Origin of the sequence: Paractinoplanes pyxinae, assembly GCF_026626335.1 — a bacterium.
Lineage (GTDB): Bacteria > Actinomycetota > Actinomycetes > Mycobacteriales > Micromonosporaceae > Actinoplanes > Actinoplanes pyxinae.
This window is the reverse complement of record NZ_JAPNTZ010000014.1, coordinates 73,383-97,363: the sequence shown is the minus strand read 5'-3', so window position 1 is coordinate 97,363 and position 23,981 is coordinate 73,383. Positions and strand designations below refer to the sequence as shown.

At 69.5% G+C, this 23,981-nt stretch carries 25 protein-coding genes; 10 read left to right on the top strand and 15 right to left on the bottom strand.

Going from position 1 to position 23,981, the window contains the following annotated elements; genetic code table 11:
* Positions 1-6 precede the first annotated feature (6 nt).
* From OWR29_RS34360 to OWR29_RS34340, 5 genes are all read right to left on the bottom strand, one after another.
* The gene (locus tag OWR29_RS34360) at positions 7-417 is read right to left on the bottom strand and encodes a hypothetical protein (RefSeq protein ID WP_267567589.1); all 411 of its coding nucleotides are present in this window, start codon (positions 415-417) and stop codon (positions 7-9) included.
* Between the two features lie 9 nt (positions 418-426).
* Entirely contained in the window at positions 427-630 is a 204-nt protein-coding gene (locus tag OWR29_RS34355) for a hypothetical protein (RefSeq protein WP_267567588.1), read from the bottom strand.
* Positions 631-641: 11 nt separating this feature from the next.
* Complete coding sequence (locus OWR29_RS34350; RefSeq protein ID WP_267567586.1) at positions 642-830, bottom strand: hypothetical protein; 189 nt, start codon at positions 828-830, stop codon at positions 642-644.
* Positions 831-926: 96 nt separating this feature from the next.
* Positions 927-1,256 carry an ArsR/SmtB family transcription factor gene (locus tag OWR29_RS34345; protein WP_267567585.1) on the bottom strand — a complete coding sequence of 110 codons (330 nt, stop codon included), beginning with the start codon at positions 1,254-1,256 and terminating at the stop codon, positions 927-929.
* Positions 1,243-1,677, bottom strand: a complete 435-nt coding sequence (locus OWR29_RS34340; protein ID WP_267567584.1) for an SRPBCC domain-containing protein — start codon at positions 1,675-1,677, stop codon at positions 1,243-1,245. Before OWR29_RS34340 ends, OWR29_RS34345 begins: the two co-directional genes overlap by 14 nt.
* A gap of 139 nt (positions 1,678-1,816) precedes the next feature.
* Here OWR29_RS34340 and OWR29_RS34335 point away from each other — a divergent pair, with 139 nt between their 5' ends.
* Positions 1,817-2,503, top strand: coding sequence for a PRC and DUF2382 domain-containing protein (locus tag OWR29_RS34335; protein WP_267567583.1), 687 nt, complete (start codon positions 1,817-1,819; stop codon positions 2,501-2,503).
* Here the strand turns inward: OWR29_RS34335 and OWR29_RS34330 are convergent.
* Positions 2,475-3,539 carry a class I SAM-dependent methyltransferase gene (locus OWR29_RS34330; RefSeq protein ID WP_267567581.1) on the bottom strand — a complete coding sequence of 355 codons (1,065 nt, stop codon included), beginning with the start codon at positions 3,537-3,539 and terminating at the stop codon, positions 2,475-2,477. The genes OWR29_RS34335 and OWR29_RS34330 overlap by 29 nt on opposite strands.
* A gap of 105 nt (positions 3,540-3,644) precedes the next feature.
* On the opposite strand from OWR29_RS34330, the gene OWR29_RS34325 reads away from it, so the two are divergent.
* Entirely contained in the window at positions 3,645-8,030 is a 4,386-nt protein-coding gene (locus OWR29_RS34325; protein WP_267567579.1) for an ATP-binding protein, read from the top strand.
* Here OWR29_RS34325 and OWR29_RS34320 read toward each other — a convergent pair.
* Complete coding sequence (locus tag OWR29_RS34320) at positions 8,027-8,374, bottom strand: VOC family protein (RefSeq protein WP_267567577.1); 348 nt, start codon at positions 8,372-8,374, stop codon at positions 8,027-8,029. The genes OWR29_RS34325 and OWR29_RS34320 overlap by 4 nt on opposite strands.
* A gap of 71 nt (positions 8,375-8,445) precedes the next feature.
* Here OWR29_RS34320 and OWR29_RS34315 point away from each other — a divergent pair, with 71 nt between their 5' ends.
* Both OWR29_RS34315 and OWR29_RS34310 read left to right on the top strand, forming a co-directional pair.
* Positions 8,446-8,967 (top strand): Rossmann-fold NAD(P)-binding domain-containing protein, encoded by a 522-nt coding sequence (locus OWR29_RS34315; protein ID WP_267567576.1) that lies wholly within the window; start codon positions 8,446-8,448, stop codon positions 8,965-8,967.
* Between the two features lie 22 nt (positions 8,968-8,989).
* The gene (locus OWR29_RS34310) at positions 8,990-9,208 is read left to right on the top strand and encodes a hypothetical protein (protein ID WP_267567575.1); all 219 of its coding nucleotides are present in this window, start codon (positions 8,990-8,992) and stop codon (positions 9,206-9,208) included.
* A gap of 235 nt (positions 9,209-9,443) precedes the next feature.
* Here the strand turns inward: OWR29_RS34310 and glpK (OWR29_RS34305) are convergent, their stop codons facing one another.
* Both glpK (OWR29_RS34305) and OWR29_RS34300 read right to left on the bottom strand, forming a co-directional pair.
* Positions 9,444-10,934 carry a glycerol kinase GlpK gene (gene glpK / locus OWR29_RS34305; protein WP_267567574.1) on the bottom strand — a complete coding sequence of 497 codons (1,491 nt, stop codon included), beginning with the start codon at positions 10,932-10,934 and terminating at the stop codon, positions 9,444-9,446.
* A 9-nt stretch (positions 10,935-10,943) separates the two neighbouring features.
* Positions 10,944-11,696 carry an IclR family transcriptional regulator gene (locus tag OWR29_RS34300; protein ID WP_267567572.1) on the bottom strand — a complete coding sequence of 251 codons (753 nt, stop codon included), beginning with the start codon at positions 11,694-11,696 and terminating at the stop codon, positions 10,944-10,946.
* Positions 11,697-11,834: 138 nt separating this feature from the next.
* Here OWR29_RS34300 and OWR29_RS34295 point away from each other — a divergent pair, with 138 nt between their 5' ends.
* The 4 genes from OWR29_RS34295 to OWR29_RS34280 all read left to right on the top strand — a co-directional run bounded on the left by OWR29_RS34295 (position 11,835) and on the right by OWR29_RS34280 (position 16,949).
* Complete coding sequence (locus OWR29_RS34295; RefSeq protein ID WP_267567571.1) at positions 11,835-12,689, top strand: MIP/aquaporin family protein; 855 nt, start codon at positions 11,835-11,837, stop codon at positions 12,687-12,689.
* Positions 12,682-14,199: a glycerol kinase GlpK gene (glpK, locus tag OWR29_RS34290; protein ID WP_267567570.1), complete on the top strand. Its 1,518-nt coding sequence runs from the start codon at positions 12,682-12,684 to the stop codon at positions 14,197-14,199. The genes OWR29_RS34295 and glpK (OWR29_RS34290) overlap by 8 nt, the downstream gene beginning before the upstream one ends.
* Before the next feature lie 41 nt (positions 14,200-14,240).
* A complete protein-coding gene (locus OWR29_RS34285) occupies positions 14,241-15,950 on the top strand; it encodes a glycerol-3-phosphate dehydrogenase/oxidase (RefSeq protein ID WP_267567829.1) in 1,710 nt (569 codons plus the stop codon).
* A 120-nt stretch (positions 15,951-16,070) separates the two neighbouring features.
* Positions 16,071-16,949: an arginase family protein gene (locus OWR29_RS34280; RefSeq protein ID WP_267567569.1), complete on the top strand. Its 879-nt coding sequence runs from the start codon at positions 16,071-16,073 to the stop codon at positions 16,947-16,949.
* Position 16,950: 1 nt separating this feature from the next.
* Here OWR29_RS34280 and OWR29_RS34275 read toward each other — a convergent pair whose 3' ends face one another.
* From OWR29_RS34275 to OWR29_RS34260, 4 genes are read right to left on the bottom strand one after another with little or no spacing between them, the layout of a single operon-like run.
* Positions 16,951-17,556 (bottom strand): hypothetical protein, encoded by a 606-nt coding sequence (locus OWR29_RS34275; RefSeq protein ID WP_267567568.1) that lies wholly within the window; start codon positions 17,554-17,556, stop codon positions 16,951-16,953.
* A gap of 42 nt (positions 17,557-17,598) precedes the next feature.
* Positions 17,599-18,291 (bottom strand): hypothetical protein, encoded by a 693-nt coding sequence (locus OWR29_RS34270; protein WP_267567566.1) that lies wholly within the window; start codon positions 18,289-18,291, stop codon positions 17,599-17,601.
* An 11-nt stretch (positions 18,292-18,302) separates the two neighbouring features.
* Positions 18,303-19,259 carry a DUF4261 domain-containing protein gene (locus OWR29_RS34265; RefSeq protein ID WP_267567565.1) on the bottom strand — a complete coding sequence of 319 codons (957 nt, stop codon included), beginning with the start codon at positions 19,257-19,259 and terminating at the stop codon, positions 18,303-18,305.
* 25 nt (positions 19,260-19,284) lie between these two features.
* The gene (locus tag OWR29_RS34260) at positions 19,285-20,448 is read right to left on the bottom strand and encodes an outer membrane protein assembly factor BamB family protein (protein ID WP_267567564.1); all 1,164 of its coding nucleotides are present in this window, start codon (positions 20,446-20,448) and stop codon (positions 19,285-19,287) included.
* Positions 20,449-20,589: 141 nt separating this feature from the next.
* On the opposite strand from OWR29_RS34260, the gene OWR29_RS34255 reads away from it, so the two are divergent.
* Both OWR29_RS34255 and OWR29_RS34250 read left to right on the top strand, forming a co-directional pair.
* Positions 20,590-21,261: a 2-phosphosulfolactate phosphatase gene (locus OWR29_RS34255; protein WP_267567563.1), complete on the top strand. Its 672-nt coding sequence runs from the start codon at positions 20,590-20,592 to the stop codon at positions 21,259-21,261.
* A gap of 76 nt (positions 21,262-21,337) precedes the next feature.
* Positions 21,338-22,423, top strand: a complete 1,086-nt coding sequence (locus OWR29_RS34250) for a heme-binding protein (RefSeq protein ID WP_267567562.1) — start codon at positions 21,338-21,340, stop codon at positions 22,421-22,423.
* Here OWR29_RS34250 and OWR29_RS34245 read toward each other — a convergent pair.
* A complete protein-coding gene (locus OWR29_RS34245; protein ID WP_267567561.1) occupies positions 22,420-23,556 on the bottom strand; it encodes an RNA polymerase sigma factor in 1,137 nt (378 codons plus the stop codon). The two genes, OWR29_RS34250 and OWR29_RS34245, sit on opposite strands and share 4 nt — an antisense overlap.
* The gene (locus OWR29_RS34240; RefSeq protein ID WP_267567560.1) at positions 23,553-23,960 is read right to left on the bottom strand and encodes a YciI family protein; all 408 of its coding nucleotides are present in this window, start codon (positions 23,958-23,960) and stop codon (positions 23,553-23,555) included. Before OWR29_RS34240 ends, OWR29_RS34245 begins: the two co-directional genes overlap by 4 nt.
* Positions 23,961-23,981 lie beyond the last annotated feature (21 nt).

Sequence of the window (23,981 nt, the reverse complement as noted above, 5' to 3'; positions counted from 1 at the left end):
GGGCGGTCAGTCCCAGTAGTTGAAGAGGGCCTCGCCCAGCGTGTCCGGCTTCCATGACTTAATGTCGTAGTCGCTCAGTTCCGGCCATCCCGCGGCGTCGAAAGGACCGGCCAGTTCGGCCGCCGTGAGCACCGTGAACTTCGCGTTGTCCTTCAGCGCACCGATCAGTTCGGGGAAGTCGATGAACGTCAGCGGGCCGGCCTCGAGGAAGCGGCCGGTGACGACGCGCGGCTCGGCCACCGCGACGGCGCCGGTGTCCCGGGCCAGCACCACGGCCACGGACCGGTCGCGGTAGTCGATGATCCCCTGGTGGAAGTTCGGCGTCACCTGATCGGCGATGCGGAACTCGGCCACCCGGCCGCGGGTGCGGGTCGCGACCAGGTGGCAGGTCCGGCGGAACACCTTGAGATCGGGCATGGCCGCACTCTACGAGTTGGAAACGCACGCATTCGTGCTGCGAGGCTCCAAACGGTCGGCCAACCGCCGTAGAACGAACACCATGCGACGGCGTACGGCGTGGTTCGGCCGTTTCGGCGGAGGGTCGGGGACCACGGGCGCGTCGGGGCGGGCGGACAGGATGTGACGCTTCATGGCCTTGTCGGCCTGGATCACGGCGGCGGGATCGAACATCGGTGCCTCCTTCAATCGGCCGCCGCTTCACGGGGAACGACGACGGAAACGTGCAGCAATGCGCAGTCGGCGACGTCCAGCGATGCGCAGTGGTGAACGCTCGGCAGCGCGCGGCCCGCAACGTCCAGCGATGCGCAGTGGTGAACGCTCGGCAGCGCGCGGCCGGCATCGTCCAGCGATACGCAGTCGTGAACGCACACCGGCGTGCAGCCAGCAACATCCAGCGACGCGCGGCCTTAAACGCTCAACAGCGCGCAGTCGGCAGCGATCAGGAAGTGTGCGATCGGGGCCGGGCGCTATTTGAGCTGGTCTCGCAGGGCGGCCAGTGGGCCGTCCCAGTCGCGGGCCAGGACGCCGAGGAACTGCTGGGCCACCTTCATCGGGGCCGAGTCGAGGCGGTAGCGCACGCGGCGCCGCTCGCCCGGCTCGGGGATGACCAGGCCGGCCTCGGCCAGCAGGGTCAGGTGCTTGGCGATGGCTTGGCGGGTGATCGGCAGCTGGGCGGCGAGGTCGGTCGCGGTGGCCGGGCCCCGGGCCGCCAGAGCGGCGAGAATCGCCCGCCGGCTCGGGTCGGCCAGGGCCGCGAAGACCTCCTGCGCCACCGACTCCAGGTCAGAGTTTTCCATCGAGATACGCGACCAGCTCACCCAGTTCGTTCTTCCAGCCCTCGGTGTTGCCCGAGAATGCCGCCTTGTGCTCGTCCCCGTTCGTTTGCGCGAACCCGGACTCGACCACGGTCAGCGTAGTGCCGCCGCCCGAGGGCACCAGCGTGAACTCCACATAGGTGCGCCTCGGGTCGCCGTCGGGCAGCCCGTGGATGGGCCAGGTGTAGGCGAACACGGTCGGCGGCTCGACCCGCTCGATCGTCAGTGTCGCGGTGTCGCCGCTCGTCCACGCGAGCTTGGCTTCTCCCCCGACACGCAGGTCGACCTCGGCTGTGTTGCCGAACCAGGTGCCCAGCCCTTCGGCCGTGGTCAGCGCGGCCCACACCTTCTCGACCGGCTGGGCCAGCTCCATCGTCCGCTCGATGCGATCCGGAAAGCTCATGTCCGCTCCTTCAGTAGCAATCACTTAGTTGCTATGAACGTTATAGCAATCACTTGGTTGCGTCAACGGAAGGAGGGAACAGAGGTGAGATGACCGTCGGCGCGGGTACGGAAGAGGAACGGCCGACGAAGGGAACACAGTGATCAGCCAGGACGACCTCGGTCATCTGCAGGGCCTTGAGGTGTTCGACACCAGCGGCGAGCGGGTCGGGCCGGTCGAGCAGGTCTACGTCGATCCGGAGAGCGGCGATCCACTCTGGGTGACGGTGCGGACCGGCACGCTCAGCTTCCAGGAATCTTTCGTGCCGCTGACCGGCGCCCGGCTCGACGACGGCCGGCTGATCGTGGCCGTCGATCGCGAGCGGGTGACGCAGGCTCCGATCCGGCAGACCGACGTTCCCCTGAGCCGTGAGGACGCCGACCGCCTTTCCGCCTACTACGGTCTCGGCGGCGCGGACGACGCCATGACGCGGTCCGAGGAACGGCTGGTGGCCGGCACCGTGCGGGAGCCGACCACCAAAGTGCGTCTTCGCAAGTATCTGGTCACCGAGGAAGTCCAGGTCACCGTGCCTGTCACGCGCGAGGAGGTACGCCTAGAAGAAGTGCCCGTCACGGCGGACGACGAGCCGACGGGCGACGACGGCGTGGCGCCCGACATGATCCTGCATGCCGAGCGCCCGGTCGTCACCACCGAATCCGTGCCGGTCGAACGAGTCCGTCTGAGCAAGGAAACCGTCCGGGACGAAGAAGTGATCAGTGCGCCCGTACGCCGGGAGCGCATCAACCTCGAGACGGAGCCTACTGACGAACCTGGAAGACCAGGTTGAACGGCGTCTCGGCCACCCGCTGGAACCGGGTGAAGCCGGCCTGCGCCGCGACCTCGCGCAACCGGGCCTCGCCGGCTTGCGCGCCCAGCGCCGTCCCGACCTCTTGCGACAGCGAGTTCGGCGTACACAACAACGTCGACGCTCCGTAGTAGACCGCCCCCACGGGGTTGAGGTTGTCACTCACGGTGTCTCCCGCGTACGGCTCGACCAGGAGCACGCTGCCGTCGGCGTCCAGGTGATCGCGCAGGTGGCGCAGCACGCCGACCGGATCGCCCATGTCGTGCAGGCAGTCGAACAGGCAGATCAGGCCGTAGTCGCCGCTCAGCTCCTTGGCCCGGCCGGCCTCGAACCGCGTCCGGTTGCCGACGCCGGCTGCGGCTGCTCGTTCTTGCGCGGAGGCGATCGACGCTTCGTGATAGTCCGTGCCGACGAAGGTCGACGCCGGGTAGGCCGCGGCCATCAGGATCGTCGAGGCGCCGAAGCCGCAGCCCACGTCGGCGACCCGGATCCCGTTCCCCAGGCGCTCGGCGACCCCGTCCATGGCCGGGATCCACGAAGCGACCAGGTTCCCGTTGTAGCCGGGGCGGAAGAACCGCTCACATCCCTCGAACAGGTCGGCGTGGTGCTCGTGCCAGCCGACGCCCACTCCCGTGCGGAACGCCGTCACCAGCCGATCGGTCGACCGCGCGGCCGCCAGCATGAGCTCGAACCCGCCGATCACGCACGCGGGGCTGGTCTCGTCGGTGAGCGCGATCGCGTGCTCGGCCGGGAGCTCAAACCGGTCGTCGCCGACATAGTCGACGTAGCCCGCGGCCGCTTGCGCGCACAACCATTCGCGTACATAGCGTTCGGCCGTTTCCGTGCGGCCGGCCAACTCGGCCGGGGTCATCGGCCCGGCGCCGGCCATGGCTCGGTACAGCCCCAGCTTGTCGCCGATCACCGCCATCGACCCGGCCAGCATCGCGCCGAAGTCGCCGACCGACTTGAACACGAATTCCATCAGTTTCTGCTCGTTCACTGTCGTCGTAGTGCTCACTTCTGTTCCTTCCGTCAGTTTTCGACGGCAAACTAGCGACGACGATTTCCCATCTGTGTCCGTTTGCTGTCCGCACCGCGCAAGTGAACGGCGCACAATCATCGGATGCCCGCCGGCCTGCGTGTCTGGACGCTCGGCGACTTCCGGGTGGAGGTCGCGGGCCGGCTCGTGCCCGACGGCGAGTGGCGGCGCAGCGGCGCCACCGCGCTGGTGAAGCTGCTGGTTCTGCGTCGTCGGCTGCACCGCGAGGAGGCCGTCGACCTGCTCTGGCCCGAGGCGGACGCGGATGTCGGCGTCCGGCGGCTGAACAAGGCCCTGCACTTCGCGCGTCGTGTTCTGGGCGCCGACCGTCTTCGGCAACGCGACGGCATGCTCGCTCTGGCGCCGGCCGACCTGTGGACAGATGTGGACAGTTTCGAGGACGCCGCGCGGCGCGGCGACGTCGAGGCCGCTCTCGCCCTCTACGTGGGCGACCTGCTCCCGGAGAACCGCTTTGACGACTGGACAGAACCGCGCCGCACGCAACTGCGCGACAGTGTCGTTTCGTTGCTGTTTGAGCGTTCCGCCCGCTCCGAACCACACCGGGCCGAAGTCGATCTCGTCCGGCTGATCGCGTTCGATCCGCTGCACGAGGAGGCGTACGGGCGGCTGATCCGCCTCGAAGCGGAACGCGGCCACCGGCATCTCGCCTTGCGCTGGTACGACCGGCTGGCCGCGCGGCTACGGGCCGACCTCGGCGTCGAGCCGCGCCATGACTTGCAGCGACTGCACCGCTCCCTCATCGAGAGCCGCCCCGCCGACGCCACCTTCACCAGGGCCGAGTCCGCTCCCGGCACGACGATCCGGCCGCGAGAACCTGGCATCGGGAACCCCATCGAACCCGGCTCTGCCCGCCGCCCGCACGAGCACGGCAACGCGGGCCATCCGCCCGAAACCGACACCGCCCGCCACCCACACGAGCACGGCAACGCAGGCCATCCACCCGAAACCGACTCTGCCCGCAGCCCGCACGAGCACGGCAACGCAGGCCATCTACCTGCCCTGACCCACTCCGGGGCAGGCGGCCCTCCACCCGAAACCGACTCTGCCCGCAGCCCGCACGAACACGGCAACGCGGGCGATCCGCCCGAAACCGACACCGCCCGCCGCCCGCACGAACCCGGCGGTGTGAGTCGCTCCACGCAGAAGGGCGCTCGCATCTCTGAGGAACGCAAGCTGGTCACCGTCCTTGATGCGGACCTCAGGGGCGTACGCCGAAGGGACGCCGATCCCGAGAACGCGCGGCGGGAAACGGCCGAGTGGACCGCCTTGCTGCGCGAGATTGTCGTTCGGTGGGGTGGCGCCGTGCAGCCGGTGGTCGGCGGGGGTGTGATCGGGGTGTTCGGCTATCCGACCGCCCGTGAGGATCACGCGGATCGGGCGCTGCGGGCCGGCGCCGAGATTCTGCGACGGTTCGATGGGCCGATCCGGCTCGGCGTTGATTCCGGTCAGATCATTGCGCCGGATGAGCTGTGGCTGATCGGTGGCGCTGTCCTCGACACTGCGGCGCGGCTTCGGGCGGCGGCCGCACCTCGTACGTTGCTCGCCGCCGAACGCACCCGGCGCGCGGCCGACCAAACGCAATTTCGGTTCGGTGAAGCACAGGAACTGAGCGATCCGCAGGAAGTGATCGAACGACGGCAGGTCGGCGAACTGCAGGAACTGACCGATACGCAGGAAGTGATCGAACGGCAGGAAGTCGGCGAACCGCGGGAAGTGAGCGAACCGCAGGGTGGCCGCGTGGTCGGCGAACGCCATCACCCCAGACCACCGGATCGGCGCCCCGGCCAAGATGCGGGAGAGCTGCTGAAAGCCGGCCATCCACAGATGGCTGGCGTCCCGCCGAAAGCCGGGAAGCTCCCGCAAGCCGGCGAACCACAGAAACCCGACGGACCGCAAGAGGCCGGAGCCCCGCTCATCGCCCGGCGGCTGCTCTCGGTTGCACCGGACGGCAGCACGGACGCCCGTCGCCAGCATGAAGCCCCGATGATCGGCCGCGCCGGTGAGCTGACTGCCGTACTCGGATTGATCGACGAGGCCGTGACGACCCGCCAGCCGCGCCTGATCACGGTCACCGGGGTGGCTGGGATCGGTAAGACGCGGCTCGTTCGGGAGGCGGTGGCCTGCCGGCCGGGTCTGCGCGTCCTGCATGGTCGCTGCCTCGCCGCCGGGAGCGGGATCACGTACTGGGCTCTGGGTGAGATCTTGCGCGAAGCCTGCGGCATTCCGCTCGGCGACACCGCCGGGGCTCCGCAGCGTCTGCGGTCGCGGCTGACGCAGGTCTTCGCTGGTCAGCGGCTCAGCCCGGACGAGCTCGAGGCGACCGTGTTCGCGCTGGCCACCACCGCGGCGATTCGGCTGCCGGACAATCCGCTCGACCAGGCCGACCCGCGGGACGTCGCCGACGAGCTGGGGCGCGCCTGGCCGCGCCTGGCCACCGCGTTCGCCGACCGCGGGCCGTTGCTGCTGGTGGTCGAGGATCTGCACTGGGCCGGCGCCCCGCTCGTCGGCATGCTGTCGCGGCTGGTCACGCGCTCGGCCGGGCCGGTGGTGCTGCTGACGACCGCGCGGCCTGAGTTTCTGGAGAGCCGGCCCGACCTGCCCGACGTCTCGATGGTGTCGCTGCGCTCCCTGCCTTCCGACGACAGCCGCGCCCTGCTCGACGCGCTCCCCCAGGCCGTCCGGCTCGATCCGCGGCGGCGCACCGAAATCCTCACGCGGGCCGAAGGCAACCCGTACTTCCTGGGTCAGCTGGCCGCCCACCTGGCCGAGAACGCCGGCGGTGGCCTGCCCGACACGTTGCACGCCCTGCTGGCGGCCCGGGTCGATGCGCTGCCCGCGGGCGAGAAACGGCTGCTGCAGGCGGCCGCCGTGATGGGCCGGGTCTTCTGGACGACACCATTACGCGTACGACTCGGGCCTGACCTGCCCGGCCTGCTGTCCGCCCTGGAGAGTCGCGGACTGGTCCGGGCGCGCCCGTCGGCGCTGGTCACCGGCCAGGACGAGTACGCGTTCCAGCACGCCTTGCTGCGCGATGTCGCGTACGCCAGCCTGCCCGTCGCCGAACGCGCGGCCGGTCACGCCGAGGTCGCCGCCTGGCTGGAGGAAGTGTCGCGGGAGCGCATCGGCGAGGTGATCGAGCTGGTTGCCGTCCACTACGCCGCGGCGGCCGACGTCGACGAGTGGACGCGCGGCAAGGCCTTCCGGTCGCTGATCACGGCCGGGGTGAGCGCCCGTCGGCGGTACGCCGTTCCGCGCGCGCTCGACCTGCATCGCACCGCCTTGCGGCACGCGTCGAACCCGGCCGAGCGGGCCACGGCGCTCGAAGCCCTCGGCGACGACCACGAGACCGCGTACGACGGGGACAAGGCCGTGCGGGCGTGGCGTGACGCGATCACCGCGCTCCGGGACGCGCCCGGTCACGGCGACCGGCGGGCCGCGCTCTGCCTGAAGACCGCGCAGATGGTCGTGGCGCGCTGGGGCGGTTTCCGGGAGCCGGCCGATCCGGCGCTGGGCGACCGGGTGATCGACGAGGGGCTGGCCGTGGTCATCGATCCGCCCACGAAGGCGCAGCTCCTCGCCCTGCGGGCGCTCTGTGGTGGGCGCTGGGCGTGGACGGGCCGCATTGATCCCGTACGCGTGGAAGGCCGGCGCCGAGCCGCGGCCGACGCCGAGACCCTGGCCGGACAGGTCGGTTCGCCCACACTGCGCGCGATGGCGCTGCTCGGCCGGGCCGCCGTCCATTTCCAGGAGGGCCGCTACGACGACGCCGTCACCGCCGTGCTGGACGAGGTGAAGCTGGTCGAGCAGGAGGGCAGCCAGCGCGACCGTGCGCTCGGGCACCTCATCGCCAGCCTGGTCGTCGGCGACGTCCGCGGCGACTACCGGACGGCCCTCGACCACGCCCATCAGTCGTACGGCCTGGCCCGCGAGCTCTCCCCGCACGACCGCCTGCACGGCACCGCATTGGTGATGATCTGCCTGGAACAGCTGGGCCGGGACGCCGAGATCGACCCGTACGTGGATGAGCACCTGCGGCTGCGTCAGGGCCCGGTGGCCGCCATGAGCTGCCCGTACATCCGCAGCGGCCCGCTGGTTGCCGCGCTCGTCCTGGCCCGTCGCGGCGACCGGCCGGAGGCCGTGAAGGTCGCCGCCACCGTCGAGCCCGACCTCGTCCACCCCGGGAACGCCGAAGTGCTGCGGGCTCGCCTGGCCCTGCAGCGCGGTGATATCCCCACCGCCCGGTCGCTGGCCGAGCGGCTGGTCGCGCTGGACCGGCGGCCCGGCCCCGAGGAGATCCCGCACGAAGCCCTGATCATGCTCCAGGTGCTCGAGGCGGCCGGCGACCACGACGCGTTGCGCCGCTTCCTGCCCCGCGCTCGACGCGCGTCCGGCTATCTGGCGCTGCTCGAACCGGCCTGCGACCGGGCCGAAGCGGCCGCCCGCGCCTAAGGCTTGGCCTCGACCAACTCGTACACGTTGCCGTCGGGGCCGCGGAAGTGCTGCCACGTCGGGCCAGCCTCGCCGACGAGCTCGACACCGGCCGCGCGCAACTCAGCCACGGCGCCGGCCAGATCACGGACCGCGAAGCCACCGACCGGCCCGGTGTCGAAGTGCTCCTTCCCGGCGTACGACTCGTCGAACACCTCCACGTTGTAGCCGCTGGGCAGCGTGAACACCCAGAAGCCGGGCTCGGTGTGCGTCGGGCGCAGCCCCAGCACGTCTTGATAGAAGGCGGCGAGCGCGTCCGCATTGCGCGTTCGTGTTCCCAGCCATCCCAAACCGACAATGTCCATCACCACATCGAACACCGATGACGCACGATCGTGTGACTGTTGACGTCGGCGGGCGCCGTTATGGTCGCGGAATGAGCTTTCGACGCGAGGTGGTCGTCCGCATCGACGGCGGTGGCGACGCAGCCGGCATCGCCCGCCGGCTGGCCGATGCGCTCGTCGAGCTGAACATCGTCGTCGACCGGCGCGGGCCCGACCTGCCCTACGAACCCGGGCCTGCCGCGGCGACCGTCCTCGAGCCCGGAGTGCAGTGGGCAGACCACGAGGACAACGGAGTGAAGATCCACACCGAGCCCTCGATGTACCACTCGTTCAGCAACTGGGCCCGGCCGAACTGCGACCGGTGCGGGGCGCGGGTCGGCACCGATGCGGTCAAGGCCGCCTTCGACACGTGGCTGGGCGCGACCGAGCCAGCGTTGAGCTGCCAGGAATGCGGCTGGAGCGCGCCCATCGGGAACTGGCCGGCGCCGTGGCCGTTCGCCTTCGGCGCGCCTGCCGTGGCCTTCGAGAACTGGCCGCCGCTGGATCCGCAATTCCTCGGAGAGGTACGAGAAGCGCTCGGCGGGCGGACGCGGGTGATCCGCACCTTCCTCTGACCCGGCTGCGATCATGGACCGCGTGGAAAGACTCGAGGTCGACGGCGAAGTGTTCGAGGTCGAGGCGCAGCCGGGCCGTTCCGGCGTGCACGACTACAAGTGGGTCTCCGGCCGTGATCCGGATTACGGCTTCACCTCGGCGCGATCCGACGGCTCGACACCGACGACGGCCGAGCACGTCGAAGCCGTCCGCGACTTCCTGGCCGAGATCGACCCGGACACCGGCTACATGCGCGACTGATGCGCCGCCGCCGGCCTTCGCCATGGCCGACCCTGCGCGAGTGTGCACGTTTGCGCGACTGAGGCGCCGCCGCCGGCCATCGAAATGGCCGACCCTGCGCGAGTGCGCGACTAATGCGCCGCCACCGGCCAACGACATGGCGACCCTGCGCGAGTGTGCACGTTTGCGCGACTAATGCGCCGCCACCGGCCAACGCCATGGCGACCCTGCGCGAGTGTGCACGTTTCGGGTTGCCTCAGGCCTGGATCCAGTCGAAAGTGCGCGACACTGCTCGCTGCCAGTTGGCGTATTCGGTTTCTCGCTTCGTGGCCTCCATCGTGGGCAGCCATTGGGCGGCGCGGTGCCAGTTCTGGCGCAGGCCCTCCAGGTCGGGCCAGTAGCCGACGGCCAGGCCGGCGCCGTACGCCGCGCCCAGTGAGACGGTCTCCGCAGCCAGCGGGCGGACGACCGGCACGTCGAGCACGTCGGCGATGAACTGCATGAGCAGGTTGTCGGCCGTCATTCCGCCGTCGACCCGCAGGGTCTTCAGGGCCAGGCCGGAGTCGGCGTTCATCGCGTCGACGACCTCGCGGGTCTGCCAGGCGCTGGCCTCGAGCACCGCCCGCGCCAAGTGGCCCTTGGTGATGTACGAGGTCAGGCCGACAATGACGCCTCGGGCCTCACTGCGCCAGTACGGGGCGTACAGGCCGGAGAACGCCGGCACGATGTAGCAGCCGCCGTTGTCGGTCACTGTGCGCGCCAGCGTCTCGATCTCGGGGGCGCTGGTGATCAGTTCGAGCTGGTCGCGGAACCACTGCACCAGTGAGCCCGTGATGGCGATCGACCCCTCCAACGCGTACGCCGCAGGTTCGCCCTTGATTTGATAGGCGACCGTGCTGAGCAGGCCGTGGGTCGAGCGCACCAGCTCCGACCCCGTGTTGAGGAGCAGGAAACTGCCGGTTCCGTACGTGCATTTCGCCTCGCCCGGTGCGAAACAGGTCTGGCCGAAGAGGGCGGCCTGCTGGTCGCCGAGTGCGGCCCCGATGCGTACGCCCGGGAACGCCGCCGTGGCCGTGCCGAACACCCCGATCGACGGGCGGACGTCGGGCAGCATCGCCCGCGGGATGCCGAAGAACGCGAGCGACTCCGGCGACCAGTCGAGAGTGTGCACATCGAGCAGAAGTGTGCGACTGGCGTTCGTCACGTCCGTGACGTGCAACCCGCCGGTCAGCTTCCAGATCAGCCAGGTCTCCATCGTTCCGAAAAGAACTTCGCCGCGTTCTGCACGTTCCTGCAGTCCCGGATGGTGATCGAGCATCCATCGGATGCGCGGTCCTGAAAAGTACGTCGCCAACGGCAGAGCCGACCGATGCCGTACGCCGTCCGCCCCCGGCTCCGTGTCGAGCTCACTGACCATCGTGTCGGTGCGGGTGTCCTGCCAGACCACGGCGTGCCCGATCGGCTGGCCGGTCACCCGGTCCCACAGCACGGTCGTTTCACGCTGATTGGCGATGCCCACGGCCGCGACCTGGTCGACCGTGGCCCCGGCACGCCGCAGCGCCTCCGGTCCCAGCCGTTCCACGTTGCGCCAGATCTCGGCTGCGTCGTGCTCGACCCATCCCGGTTTGGGGTAGTACTGCTTGTGCTCCTGCTGGGCGAGGGACACGAGCTGGCCGCGCCGGTCGAAGACGATGCACCTCGTCGAGGTGGTGCCCTGGTCGATGGCGACCACGTAGCGCTCGGTCATATGTCCCTCCTACCGTCGGGCCGCTCCCAGATCGCGCGACACCGCACGGGCGGCGTCGCGCACGTTGGCCACCAGATGCGGCCGCGGGTGATAACGGCTGTCGCAGAGCCGTTCGACGTGACCGGAGATGCCGATGGCCCCGACCACCAGCCCGCCGTACGCCCGGATGGGCGCGGCGATGGACGCCTCGCCCGGGGTCAGTTCCTCGATGTCGGCGCTCCAGCCGCACTCGCGCACGGCACGCAGGGCCGCGGCGAGCTCCCGCTGGGTGCCGACGGTCCGGCTGGTGAAGCGGTCGAGCGAGGCCGGCGGGGTGGCCCCGTACGCCAATAAGGCCTTGCCCAACGCGGTCGCGTGCATGGGCAGCAGGCTGCCGACGTCGAGTGTCTGGAACGTGTCGTCGGGCCGGAAGACGTGGTGGACGACGAGCACCTGTCCGTCCAGGACCGTACCGATGCGCACAGCTTCGCCACTGCGCGCCGCGAGCGGATCGGCCCAGTTGATCGATCGTGAGCGCAGCTCGTTCACGTCCAGATAGCCCGTACCCAATCGCAGCATCGCCGCACCCAGCTGATACTGACCGGAGACCCGGTCCTGCTCGACGAAGCCAACCTTGCGCAGTGTCTGCAGGATGCCGTGCGTGGTGCCCTTGGCCAGGTCGAGCGAGCGCGCGATCTCACCGAGCGACAGCCGGCCCGCGCCGCCCGCGAGCAGGCGCAGAACGGCCGCAGCCCGCTCGATGGACTGCACTGTTCCCGGCACGTTTCGACACTATGACGGCCCGTAGACGGACCAGTAGCTCAGCGTTCGACATTGTCGAATGGCGTTCATTGTTCGTGCTCGGGCGCCTACCTAGCGTCGCTCGAAGAACCAGCTCTAGGAGGCACTTCAGGAGGGCAGATGGCAGCACGACTGAAGATCCCGGGTGGGATATGGGCGGAACTGGCCGCCGAGTTCGCCGGGACCATGATCCTCATTCTGTTCGGTGTCGGCGTGGTGGCCCAGGTGGTCGGCGGCGGCATCGGCGATCACGACAGCATCGCCTGGGCCTGGGGCCTCGGCGTGGTGCTCGGCGTGTACGTGGCCGGGCGCATCAGCGGGGCGCACCTCAACCCCGCCGTCACCGTGGCACTCGCGGTCTTCAAGGGCTTCGAGTGGCGCAAAGTTCTCCCGTACAGCCTCGCGCAGTTCCTCGGCGCGTTCGTCGCCGCGCTCATCGTGCGCTGGAACTACACCGAGGTGCTGCACGCGGCCGACCCCGGCCTGACCATCAAGACCCAGGGTGTCTTCTCGACGCTGCCGGGCAACGGGGCGCTGCCGGTCGGCGAGTGGGGGGCGTTCCGCGACCAGATCATCGGCACGGCGATCCTGCTGTTCCTGATCCTGGCCGTCACCGACGTCATGGGCACTCCCCCGCAGGCCAACCTGGCGCCGTTCATCATCGGCCTGATCGTGGTGGGCATCGGCATGGCCTGGGGCACCAACGCCGGCTACGCGATCAACCCCGCGCGTGACTTCGGCCCGCGACTCGCCAGCTTCCTCACCGGCTACGGCGGCGCATTCCGCGACCAGACCGGGTATCTCTATTTCTGGATCCCGATCGTGGCGCCCATCATCGGCGGTGTGCTCGGCGCCGGCCTGTACCAGGGGCTGGTCGGCCGGTTCCTGCCCGGGTTGAGCGGTGGCGGTCCCGAGGAGCCAGGACGGCTGCCCGAGCAGCCCACCCGAGACAACGTGGAGGCACGCAATGGCTGACTTCGTCGGCGCCGTGGACCAGGGAACGACCAGCACCCGCTTCATGATCTTCGATCACGGCGGCAACGAGGTGGCCCGCCACCAGCTCGAACACGAGCAGATCCTGCCCCAGGCGGGCTGGGTCGAGCACAATCCGGCCGAGATCTGGGAGCGGACGGTCACCGTCGTCCGCACGGCCATGCAGAAGGCCAACCTGGGCGCGAAAGACCTGGCCGCGCTGGGCATCACGAACCAGCGCGAGACGGCGGTGGTGTGGGACCGCAACAGCGGGCGGCCGTACTACAACGCGATCGTCTGGCAGGACACCCGTACCGACCGGATCGCGTCGGCCCTGGACCGCGACGGCCGGGGCGACGTGATCCGCCGCAAAGCCGGGCTGCCCCCGGCCACGTACTTCAGCGGCGGCAAGATCCAGTGGATCCTGGAGAACGTCGACGGGGTGCGCGAGGCGGCCGAACGCGGCGACGCCATCTTCGGCAACACCGACAGCTGGGTGCTGTGGAACATGACCGGCGGTGTCGACGGGGGCAACCACCTCACCGACGTCACCAATGCCAGCCGCACGATGCTCATGAACCTCGAGACCCTGGACTGGGACGACGAGCTGTTGAGCTTCTTCAACATCCCGCGACAGATGCTGCCCGAAATCAGGCCGTCGTCCGATCCCAACACGTACGGGGTGGCGCGGTGGCCCGGCTCGCTCGGGGGCGAGGTGCCGCTCACCGGTGATCTCGGCGATCAGCAGGCGGCCACGGTCGGACAAGTGTGCTTCTCCCCCGGCGAGGCCAAAAACACGTACGGCACGGGCAATTTCATGCTTCTGAACACCGGCACCGAACTCGTACGGTCGGAGAACGGCCTGCTCACGACGGTGTGCTACAAGTTCGGCGACTCCGCCCCGATCTACGCGCTCGAGGGTTCGATCGCGGTGACCGGATCGGCCGTGCAATGGCTGCGCGATCAGTTGCACATCATCAACGACGCCGCCGAGAGTGAGCGGCTGGCGTCTCAGGTCGACGACAACGGCGGTGTCTATTTCGTGCCGGCGTTCTCGGGGCTGTTCGCGCCGTACTGGCGGTCGGATGCACGCGGCGCGATCGTCGGGCTGTCCCGTTTCAACACCAGCGCGCACATCGCCCGGGCCACGCTCGAATCCATCTGCTACCAGAGCCGCGACGTCGTCGACGCGATGGCGCAGGACTCGGGCGTGACCCTCGACGTCCTCAAGGTGGACGGCGGGATCACGGCCAACAACCTGGCCATGCAGATCCAGGCCGACGTGCTCGGGGTGCCGGTCAGCCGGCCGGTCGTGGCCGAGACGACGGCGCTCGGGGCGGCGTACGCGGCGGGGCTGGCCGTCGGTTTCTGGAAGAACACGGACGAGCTGCGCGAGAACTGGAACGAGTCGCAGCGCTGGCAGCCGTCGTGGTCCGAGGAGCAGCGCTCCGAGGGTTACGGCAAGTGGAAGAAGGCCGTCGAACGCACTCTCAACTGGGTGGACGTGGACTGAGCAGAGCCTGCCCGCCGCGGAAAACCGAAAGGAACCGAGAAGTGGCTACTGCACTCTCCCCGCAGTATCGGGACTCGGCGCTGGCCGCGCTGGCCGGCGCCGAGCTCGACGTCCTCGTGGTCGGCGGCGGAGTGGTGGGCGCGGGGGCGGCACTCGATGCCGTCACCCGCGGCCTGTCCACCGGCCTGGTCGAGGCGCGCGACCTGGCCTCCGGCACGTCCAGCCGATCCAGCAAGCTGCTGCACGGCGGTTTGCGCTACCTCGAGATGCTCGACTTCGCGCTGGTCAAAGAGGCGCTGCACGAACGCGACCTGATCGTGGCGACGCTGGCGCCGCACCTGGCCCGGCCGCTGCGGTTCCTCTATCCGCTCAAGCACCGTGCGTGGGAACGGGCGTATGCGGGAGCGGGTGTGACGCTGTACGACACCATGGCGCTGGGTGGCGGCATGCCGCGGCATCGGCAATTGACGCGTACGGGGGCGTTGCGCGCCTGTCCGGCATTGCGCAAGGACGCGTTGGTCGGGGCGATCCAGTACTACGACGCGCAAGTGGACGACGCCCGGCACACCATGTTCCTGGCGCGCACGGCTGCGGCGTACGGCGCACATGTCGCTTCGCGCACTGAAGTTGTCGGTTTTCTGCGCGAAGGTGAGCGAGTCACCGGCGTACGCGTGAAGGACCTCGAATACGACCGGGTCTTCGAAGTTCGCGCGCAACAGGTCATCAACGCGACCGGGGTGTGGACGGACGACACTCAAGCGCTCGTGGGTGAGCGCGGGCAGTTCCATGTGCGCGCCTCCAAGGGCATCCACCTGGTGGTGCCACGCGACCGCATCCAGTCGACGACCGGGCTGATCCTGCGCACCGAGAAGAGTGTGCTGTTCGTGATCCCGTGGGGGCGGCACTGGATCATCGGCACGACGGACACCGACTGGTCGCTCGACAAGGCGCACCCGGCGGCGTCGAGCACGGACATCGACTACCTGCTCGAACATGTCAATTCGGTGCTCGCTACGCCGCTTTCGCGCACAGACGTGCAAGGTGTGTACGCGGGGTTGCGGCCGTTGCTGTCCGGCGAGTCGGAGGCGACCTCGCAGTTGTCGCGGGAGCACATGGTCGGCTCGCCGGTGCCGGGGCTGGTGGTCGTGGCCGGCGGCAAGTACACGACTTATCGCGTGATGGCGCGTGATGCTGTGGACGCTTGTGTGCACGGGTTGGGGCGTTCGGTGCCGAAATCGTGCACTGACCGGGTGCCGCTGGTGGGGGCCGAGGGGTATCCGGCGCTGTGGAATCAGCGGCGGATCCTGGCGCAGAAGTCGGGGCTGCACGTGGCCCGGGTCGAGCATCTGCTGGGCCGGTACGGGTCACTTGTGCACGAAGTGCTCGATCTGATCGCTCAATCGCCGTCGTTGGGCGCCGCCTTGGGTGGGGCTGACGACTATCTGCGAGCGGAGGTTGTGTACGCGGCGGGTAATGAGGGGGCCCGGCATCTCGAGGATGTGCTGACCCGGCGTACACGGATCTCGATCGAGACGTTCGACCGGGGGGTCAACTGTGCGCAGGAGGCTGCGGAGTTGATGGCTTCTGTCCTCGGATGGACTGCTGATCAGACTGCCCGTGAAGTGGAGAACTACCGGGTTCGGGTTGAAGCCGAGCGGGAGTCCCAGGAGCAGCCTGATGACGAAACCGCCGATGCGACTCGTCTGGGGGCGCCGGATGTTGTTCCAGTGACCGCTACGGACGTTGCCTGACTCTTGCGGTGCGACGGTCGGGCTCGAGGGTGACCATGCTGGGCTGAGCGATACGCCCTGCATGGTCACCCTCGAGCAGTACCGTGCCAGTTGCGCGTGTGGGCGGCAGACTTTGCAGCTATGTGGTTCCTATTGGGCGCGCCGTGGGACTCGTCGGGGACGGGGCGTGGGGAGGCTCGGGCGCCTGCGGCGTTGCGGCGGGCTGGGCTTTCGCGGCTCGCCGACGTGGACCTGGGCGATGCGGCCACTGTCATTACCAGCACTGAGCGGGATTCGGCGACTGGTGTTCGCGCGTTGTCCGATACTGTCGCTGCCGCTCGGACGTTGGCGAAGGCGTTGCGCGACGGGATGGCTGAGCATCCTGGTCACCGGCCGCTTGTTGTGGGCGGGGACTGCAGCTTGTTGCTCGGGGTCTTCACTCACCTTCGGGCAACCATTGGCGACGTGGGGCTGTGGATGTTCGACGGGCATCCCGACTACGTCGATCCGCTCGACTCCGACACCGGTGAGACTGCGGACTCGGAGTTGGCCATCCTCACCGGCAATGGGCCGGCCGTGCTGACCGGCGTGGGCCCGATGGCCGAAAGTCGCCACGCGTCGGACGATGGGCCGGCCGCGCTGAAGGGCGCCGCGCCGATGGTGGCGAGTCGACACGTGGCGCTGATCGGGCATCGCACGGCTGACCTTGATGCGGAGTCGGCTGCCGAGCTGGCTCGCCTTCCGGCTGATGTTGTCACCGGGGCTGATGCGTTGACCGTGGATTTCGGGGTGCCGACGTGGCTGCACATTGATGTTGATGTGCTCGATCCGGTGGTTATGCCGGCGGTGACCTATCCGCAGGCGGGCGGGCCGGACTTCGAGCAGTTGGCGGCCATGATGGCACCGCTTGCAAGCTCGCCGTCGTTGGTGGGCGTCAGCGTCGCCGACTATCGGCCGGATCTGGACCCGGACGGCACGTGCGCGGCAAGGCTGGTGGCGTTGCTGGAAGCGGTGCTCTGACTCAGGGGGTGGCCAGGTCCCACTGCGCCTGCGGGAAGAAGTCGCCGAGGCGGCGGGAGATGATCAGGCCGGTGGGGCGGAAGGTCGCCGGCTGGGTGAAAGACATTTCGAGCAGGAGCTCGGCGCCGGGGGCGAGCGCGGTCGGGTCGACGTTGCCGGACGACAGAAGGCGGATCTGCGGCGCGTAGAGCGTTTCGCCCTGGTCGGACTCCAGCCAGGCGCCGCCGCCGGAGGTGAGCGAACCGTTGACGGGCTGGTCGCCGATGTTGCGGACCAGGATGGTGAAGGCCGCCGGGCCGTGGCCGGGGCCGGCCTGGATCAGCGCCGCCTGGCCGGGGCCGCCGCTCAGGACCACCGACTCACCGAGCGGAACCGGGTCGAGCAGGGGCGCCTGCCGGCGCAGGTACTCGCCGAAATCAACCGAGTAACCGCCGGGGGCACCCGGATACTGCTCGATGGCCGGCTGGAACGCCCGGCTGGGCGCCGCGGGGTAGGTCGGTCGCAGCGCGTCCCTGACCTTGTCGGCCACCACCGCCAGCATGACCGCGACAGCCACGACGCCGGCGATGGTGGCGGCCAGCCGGCTCCACGGGTGTCTGCGTGTCACAGCAGCGCCACATCGGCAGCCGGCTTCCCGACCTGAGGATTTTCAGGAACGAGAAAGGGTCACCGTCGCCAAGGCATGGGGTGTCATGCCATTGGCGGCGAAACGCCATCGGGCCAGCTGCACCTCGTTCACGACCACGGTGGCGATCTCGCGGTGGCGGCGGTCGGCCACCCACTCGATGAGCCGGTCGGGCGCCTCGATCGGCCCGGCGAAGTGGATGAGATTGAGGTACCAGATGTCCCGGTCGAACTCGTTCTCGTGCCACCCGTCGGCGCCGAGCGCCTTCCCGTAGGCGTCGGCCAGCCGGTCCGCACCGGCGTCCGCCGGCACCGCGCAGGCCATGACCGAGCCCGGCGTCAAGGTCAGCCCGACAATGCTGAACGTCAACGGACCGACGCTGTCGGCAGCAACGGCGAGAGCGCGGGCATAGCGCCGAACCAGCGGATCATCGTCCTCGACCTTGTCCCGCCACGGCTCCAGCGACCGCAACGTCAGATGCGAGCTGACCGCCGCTCCCGTCAACCAGTGATGCCCGCCCGCTGCCTCCAGAGCCTCGCGCGCCACGCGGTCCAGCCTCACGGCCGCGCGAGCGTCCGCGCGAGCGTCCGGCCGCAGAAGGGCGGACATTCCCCAGCGGAAGCCCCCTTCGACGGGCGGTGTCTGCACACGGTGGTCACCCGTCGACACCGCCGCCCGCCCCTCGGCGTACAGGCGGTCGAAGGCCTCCCGGCTCACCAACCGCTCCATCACGAGCCCCCGGCCGGACGGCTCCGAAACTCGGCCACCGTCTGCCACTGCGCCCAGGCGTGCTCGGGGTCGAGGTCGGCGTAGCCGCGGCGGCGTTCGAGCGTCTGCGCGTCGGCATGGGGCATCATCATGCAGGTCCCATCGCCGGTCAGGCGTTCCACCTCGTCTCGGCGCAAGGGGCGGCCGGCCTTCTGCTCGGCGGCGGTGAGCAGGGCCATCAGGGCGGGGACGAACACAGGCCGGAGCTCGCTCCGTGGGTCGGCTTTCCCTCCCGCAGGGCCCAGACGCCAGACACCGAACGGGTTGTGGCAGGGGTGGCCGGGCGGATATCCATCGTCGGGCCAGCGGACCAGGCGGCGGCGCGGGGTGTCCGGGTCGGGGCTGAAGGTGTCGCCGCTGACCAGGACGGGATCCTCCGCCAGTTGGTACACGTTGAGCGAGCTGAGGATTCGGTCGGCCTCGTCCGGCGGGGCCTCGATCTGCGCGTCAGGCAGACCGAACGCGTGCATACCGCAGGACTGCGAACGGCCGCCGCCTTGAAGGACGACGACGGCGGTGCGGTACAGCATCCACGGGTCGCCGTCCTGGAGGCTGCGAACCCAGTGTGAGACCGGCCAGCCCAGCTTCGACTGTTCAAGTCGTACGCCCAAGGCCCCGGCGTCGCCCAGCGCGGCGATCACCGTCGCCACCTCGGCCGCCGCCTCGTGCAGGTACACCGGCAGGTCCAGCACCAGTGCGCTCCCGGCCGCGGCGACGGCGCTCTGATCCCGTACGGACATAGTGCCGTGACTGAACGCCGGACCGAACGAACCGTCATTCTCCACCCACTGCGCGCGGGCGCCCAGGCCGAGATCCAGCGTCAGGCCGGAACCGCCCAGCGAGTCCTGCCAGTCGGCCATCGTCGCGGCGGATCCGGGAACGAAGAGCCGTACGCCGTATGCGTGATCATCAGGCATGCAGCGGAGAGTAGTACCGCGTGGCTCAGGGGGCGTAAACGGTCACCGCTGAGGCGGTCCTGCCGTACAGGCGGCCGTTGGCCACCATCGGGGCGCTTCGGAAGGTCGCGGTGGTCGCGTCGAGCTTGATCTCCTTGCCCGTACGCGTGTCGAAGGCAGCCACGGGATGGGCGTCGCCGCGGTAGCCGTAGACGACTCCGCCGCCGATGGCGAACTCGAAGGGGGCGTCGTCGGTGAAGGAAGCCGTCCAGACACGGTGGCCGTCGGTGGCGTCGACGGCGATCACCTGGTTGGCGAAGGTGTGCAGATACACGCGTTCGCCGTCGGTGGCGAAGCCGTACGTCGAGCCGTGGTTCGGGAAGGTCTTGACGACGGCTCCGGTGTCGGCGCTGACGCGGCGGATGAGGCCGTCGGGATCGCAGCGCATATAGAAGGTGCCGCCGTCGGGCGAGGCGCCGATCGGGGTGAAGCAGCCGGTGCCGGCCGACCACACCGTCCGGCCCGTCGTGACGTCGACCGCGGTTGTCGAGGTGTCGTCGACCACGAGGATCTTTCCGCCGGCGGCAATCGTTTCACCGGCGATCGATGATCCCTGGCGGGCCCACACACGGGAGCCGTCGGCGATGCGGTACGCGCGGATGCCGTACTTGCTGATCGTCGCGTCCCACACGCTGCCGAGCACCACGCCCTTGTCGACCAGTACGCCGTACATAGTTTCGGGAATTCGCTTGGAAAAGAGCACCTTGCCGGTGGTCACGTCGTAGGCGGTGAGGAAGGTCTTGCCCGATCGGCAGTCCCGGGACTGGGCCACGAGCCTGGTCCCCACGACGGCGGCCAGGGTGATGCTGGTCTTCTTGGTCGTGTCCGCGGTCTGCCAGGCCAGTTTGCCGGTCGTGGCGTCATAGGCCCTGATCCGGTACGACTCGGCAGTGACCAGCCGGCCGGCGGCGATCAGGGGCGCGGCCGGGAAGGCGCATTTCGCCTCGCGTAGCGGCACGCTCCAGCGCGGCTTCAGCTTGGCCGCGGTGGCCGGGGTCAGCCGGATCTCGCCGGGATTGAAGTGGTCGCCGGTCGCGTGAGCCGCTGCCTGCGCCCAACTGTCGGGCACCGATGCGGCGGCCGGCGCCCACAAGGGCCCACCCAGAGCGGTTGCGGCGACCACGGCGACGGCAAGGTAGCGACTCTTCACGACCTCACCGTAGGGACGAAGATCGACTACGACCGTACGCGCGGCGGTGCGCTCACCCGGTCGGGTGAACCCGCCCGGCGACCGCCGAGCCGAGGAAACGGCGTTGCGGCAGACAATACCCATGCCGAAGGATCGGTGCTCGTGTCGATCGTGGGTATGGACGCCGAGGTGCCACCCGGCCGGGCGGTCGTCGTCATCGACGTCATCCGGGCCTTCACGACCGCGGCGATCGCCTTCGCGCGGGGCGCCACGGACATCGCCTGCGCAGCTTCGGCCGGCCTCGGCCGGGAACTGCGGCGACGGCACCCCGACCGCCTGCTCGCCGGCGAGGTCGGCGGGCTCAAGCCCCCCGATTTCGACCTCGGGAACTCGCCGTTCGAGATGTCGGCCGCGCTCGTCGACGGCCGGCGCCTCATCCAGGCGACCTCGAACGGGACCCGCGGGCTGGCGAGGTGCCCGGAGCCGGTGGCGCTGCTCGCGGCGTCGGCCGTCAATGCCGGCGCCACCGCCGACTGGATAACGACCCACCATCCGGGTCGCCCCTGGACACTTTTGTGCACCGGGCGCAGCGCCGAGGACTGGGCCTGCGCCAGGTATCTGGCCGGCCTTCTCGGCGGACCGCCTTCGAGCCGGGCCGATCTGATCGCCGGCATCAGGCAGGGCGCCGCCGATCGCCCCGATCTGACGCTGGACCTCCCTTTCTGCGAGGACGTGGACCGATTTCCGTTCGCCATGGTCGGTGCGGTCCGCGAGGATCACGTCCTGCTCACGAGAGCGAGTCGGCGTTCCGACGTGGACAAATCGAGGACATGAGGGCGCGGATTTCCTCCATATGGTTGCCCCGGGTGAAGCATCGGCCCTTTCGTCATTCGCATCACGGGGAGAATTCATGACCGATCGCCGGACTCGTCAATTCGCTGATGTCGTGCCGCCTCTGGCGACCGCGAGCTTGACCAACCGCGGAGCTCCCGCGCCGCCGGATCTCGGGCCGTTGCAGAACCTGCCCGGTGTCTGGGTCGCCCGCGGCACCGGCTGGAACATGATTGCCCTGCCGTTCGATCAGGCTCCGGCGCCGCCGGCCGGGTTCAAGTTCCGGGTGCTGATGAACCAGTACGACGAGGAGCTCCGCTTCACTTTTGTCGACGACGACGTACCCAATAGGGGTTTGGTCCGGCCCGGCACCACCGATTCCGATCAGCTCGTGGCCACGCTCGACTACCAGCAGAAGATCGCCCAGGTGGCGGCCGAGGACAGGCCGGACAGCGGCGGTCTGGCCGGATTGCCGGGCCTGCCGATCCATCACGAGCCGGGGCTGTGGCTGTACGAGAAGAACCGCCGGACGAAGGACGACAACATCAAGGGAGCCGACGTCACCGAGGTCGACCTGGATGTCGCCCGACTCGCTTCCATTCCGCACGGGAACTCGGTGCTGGCCATCGGCCGGTCCGAAGTTCACGAGGGAATGCCGGACATTCCGGCGGTCAGCGGATTGCCGTCGGGCCGCTTCGAGGACGTCAGCACGCCGGACTACGACTTCAAATCCGACCCGTACCTCGAGCCGTACAAGCACTACATCGACAACCCGTTCATGGGGAACGTCGGCTTTCCGGGCTTCCCCGGCTTCAGCCCGGCCGACATGAACGAGATTCTGCGTTTCGCCAATCGCGGCGTCGACATCGTCCGGACGACCACGCTGACCGTCGATTCCACGCGCAAGAGCGCCGGCGTCATGAACGCGCCGTTCTCGGTGCGCGAGGCCGAGTCGGTCAGCATGAAGTCGACGTTCTGGATCCAGGAACTGGCCGAGCGGGACGAGCTGGGAAACCCGCGCCTGCGGCTGCAGTATTCGCAGATCGTCATGCTCGAATTCTTCCGGCCCCGCGAGGATGAGCACCCGGGCCGGGCGGTGTGGCCGCACATCAGCATCGCCACCCTGGAGAAGGTGCCGGCCGACTACCAACTGGTCGAGGCCTAGGTTGCATGCAGACGGGCCGCCTGGCGGGTCAGGTGGTCGCGTTCGGGCAGGCTCGTGGCGGCGCGGGCGGCCTCGGCGTACAGGCGGGCCGCCGTGACCGCGTCGCCGGCCCGCTCGTGCAGGTAGGCGGCGGCCGCGGTGTGGCGGGGCAGGGCCGGGTCCAGCTCGGCCAGGGCGGCCAAGCCGGCGTGGGGGCCGTCCGCCTCGCCGACGGCGACGGCTCGGTTGAGGCGGGCCACCGGGCTGTCCGTCAGGCGTACCAGCTCGTCGTACCACTCGACGATCTGCACCCAGTCGGTCTCGGCGGCGGTCCGGGCGTCGGCGTGCAGGGCCGCGATGGCGGCCTGGGCCTGGTATTCGCCGAGGCGGTCGCGGGCCAGCGCCGCCTGCAGGATGTCGACGCCCTCGGCGATCAGGCGGGTGTCCCACAGCGTGCGGTCCTGCTCGGGCAGGGGCACCAAGCTGCCGTCGGCCTTGGTGCGGGCCGGGCGTCGGGCGTGGTGCAGCAGCATCAGCGCCAGCAGGCCCGCCGCCTCCTCGTCCTTCGACGAGGCAGCCACCTGACGAGCCAGCCGGATCGCCTCCGCCGACAGGTCCACCTCGCCGGAGTAGCCCTCGTTGAACACCAGGTAGAGCACCCGCAGGACCGTCGCGAGGTCGCCCGGCTGGTTGAGGCGGACGCCGGCGACCGTGCGCTTGGCCCGGCTGATCCGCTGGGCCATCGTCGCTTCGGGCACCAGATAGGCCTGCGCGATCTGACGCGTAGTCAGGCCGCCGACCGCACGCAACGTGAGCGCGACGGCCGACGACGGGCTGAGCGACGGGTGCGCGCACAAAAAGTACAGCTGCAGGGTGTCGTCGAATTCGGTTCCCGGTACGGGCGTGAGCTCCGCCTGGACCCGGTCCTCGCGCTGCCGGCGCGAGGCGTCGGCCCGGGTGGCGTCCAGGAATTTGCGCCAGCTCACCGTGATCAGCCAGCCCTGTGGATCCCGCGGTTCCTCGGCGGACCACACCCGTACGGCTTCGATCAGGGCTTCCTGTACGGCGTCCTCGGCCGCTGCGAAATCGGCGCCCCGGCGGACGAGGACAGCGATAACCGTGGGCGTCAGCGTCCGCAGCAGGGCGGCGTTCACTCGGTGCCGGTCAGGGACACGTCGAGCAGCGGGCGCACCTCGAGCCATTCGTGGAGCGGCTCGCCGCCCGCGCCCGGCGCCGCCGACAGCTCGGCCGCCAGTTCCAGCGCCCGCTCGTAGGTGTCGACGTCGATGATCATCCAGCCCGCGATCAGATCTTTGGTCTCGGCGAAGGGACCGTCGGTGACCGGCGGCCGGCCGGGACCGCCGGAGCGGACGAACGTGCCCTCGGGCGAGAGGGCGCGCTCGTCGACGAACTCCCCCGTGCTCACGAGCTTGGCCGCGAAATCCTTCATGTACTGGATGTGGGCCGTCACCTCGTCCGGTGTCCACTGATCCATCGGCACGTCGTTGACCGCCGCCGGCCCACCCCGGTAGTGCTTGAGCATCAGGTACTTGGCCATCTCGTCTCCTCGGTGCGAGTC

Coding starts and splice junctions, on each gene's coding strand:
- OWR29_RS34355 (WP_267567588.1), bottom strand. CDS start 630: ATGTTCGATCCCGCCGCCGTGATCCAGGCCGACAAGGCCATGAAGCGT.
- OWR29_RS34280 (WP_267567569.1), top strand. CDS start 16,071: ATGTGGTTCCTATTGGGCGCGCCGTGGGACTCGTCGGGGACGGGGCGT.
- OWR29_RS34320 (WP_267567577.1), bottom strand. CDS start 8,374: ATGGACATTGTCGGTTTGGGATGGCTGGGAACACGAACGCGCAATGCG.
- OWR29_RS34315 (WP_267567576.1), top strand. CDS start 8,446: ATGAGCTTTCGACGCGAGGTGGTCGTCCGCATCGACGGCGGTGGCGAC.
- OWR29_RS34325 (WP_267567579.1), top strand. CDS start 3,645: ATGCCCGCCGGCCTGCGTGTCTGGACGCTCGGCGACTTCCGGGTGGAG.
- OWR29_RS34295 (WP_267567571.1), top strand. CDS start 11,835: ATGGCAGCACGACTGAAGATCCCGGGTGGGATATGGGCGGAACTGGCC.
- OWR29_RS34265 (WP_267567565.1), bottom strand. CDS start 19,259: ATGCCTGATGATCACGCATACGGCGTACGGCTCTTCGTTCCCGGATCC.
- glpK (WP_267567570.1), top strand. CDS start 12,682: ATGGCTGACTTCGTCGGCGCCGTGGACCAGGGAACGACCAGCACCCGC.
- OWR29_RS34250 (WP_267567562.1), top strand. CDS start 21,338: ATGACCGATCGCCGGACTCGTCAATTCGCTGATGTCGTGCCGCCTCTG.
- OWR29_RS34345 (WP_267567585.1), bottom strand. CDS start 1,256: ATGGAAAACTCTGACCTGGAGTCGGTGGCGCAGGAGGTCTTCGCGGCC.
- OWR29_RS34340 (WP_267567584.1), bottom strand. CDS start 1,677: ATGAGCTTTCCGGATCGCATCGAGCGGACGATGGAGCTGGCCCAGCCG.
- OWR29_RS34240 (WP_267567560.1), bottom strand. CDS start 23,960: ATGGCCAAGTACCTGATGCTCAAGCACTACCGGGGTGGGCCGGCGGCG.
- OWR29_RS34360 (WP_267567589.1), bottom strand. CDS start 417: ATGCCCGATCTCAAGGTGTTCCGCCGGACCTGCCACCTGGTCGCGACC.
- glpK (WP_267567574.1), bottom strand. CDS start 10,934: ATGACCGAGCGCTACGTGGTCGCCATCGACCAGGGCACCACCTCGACG.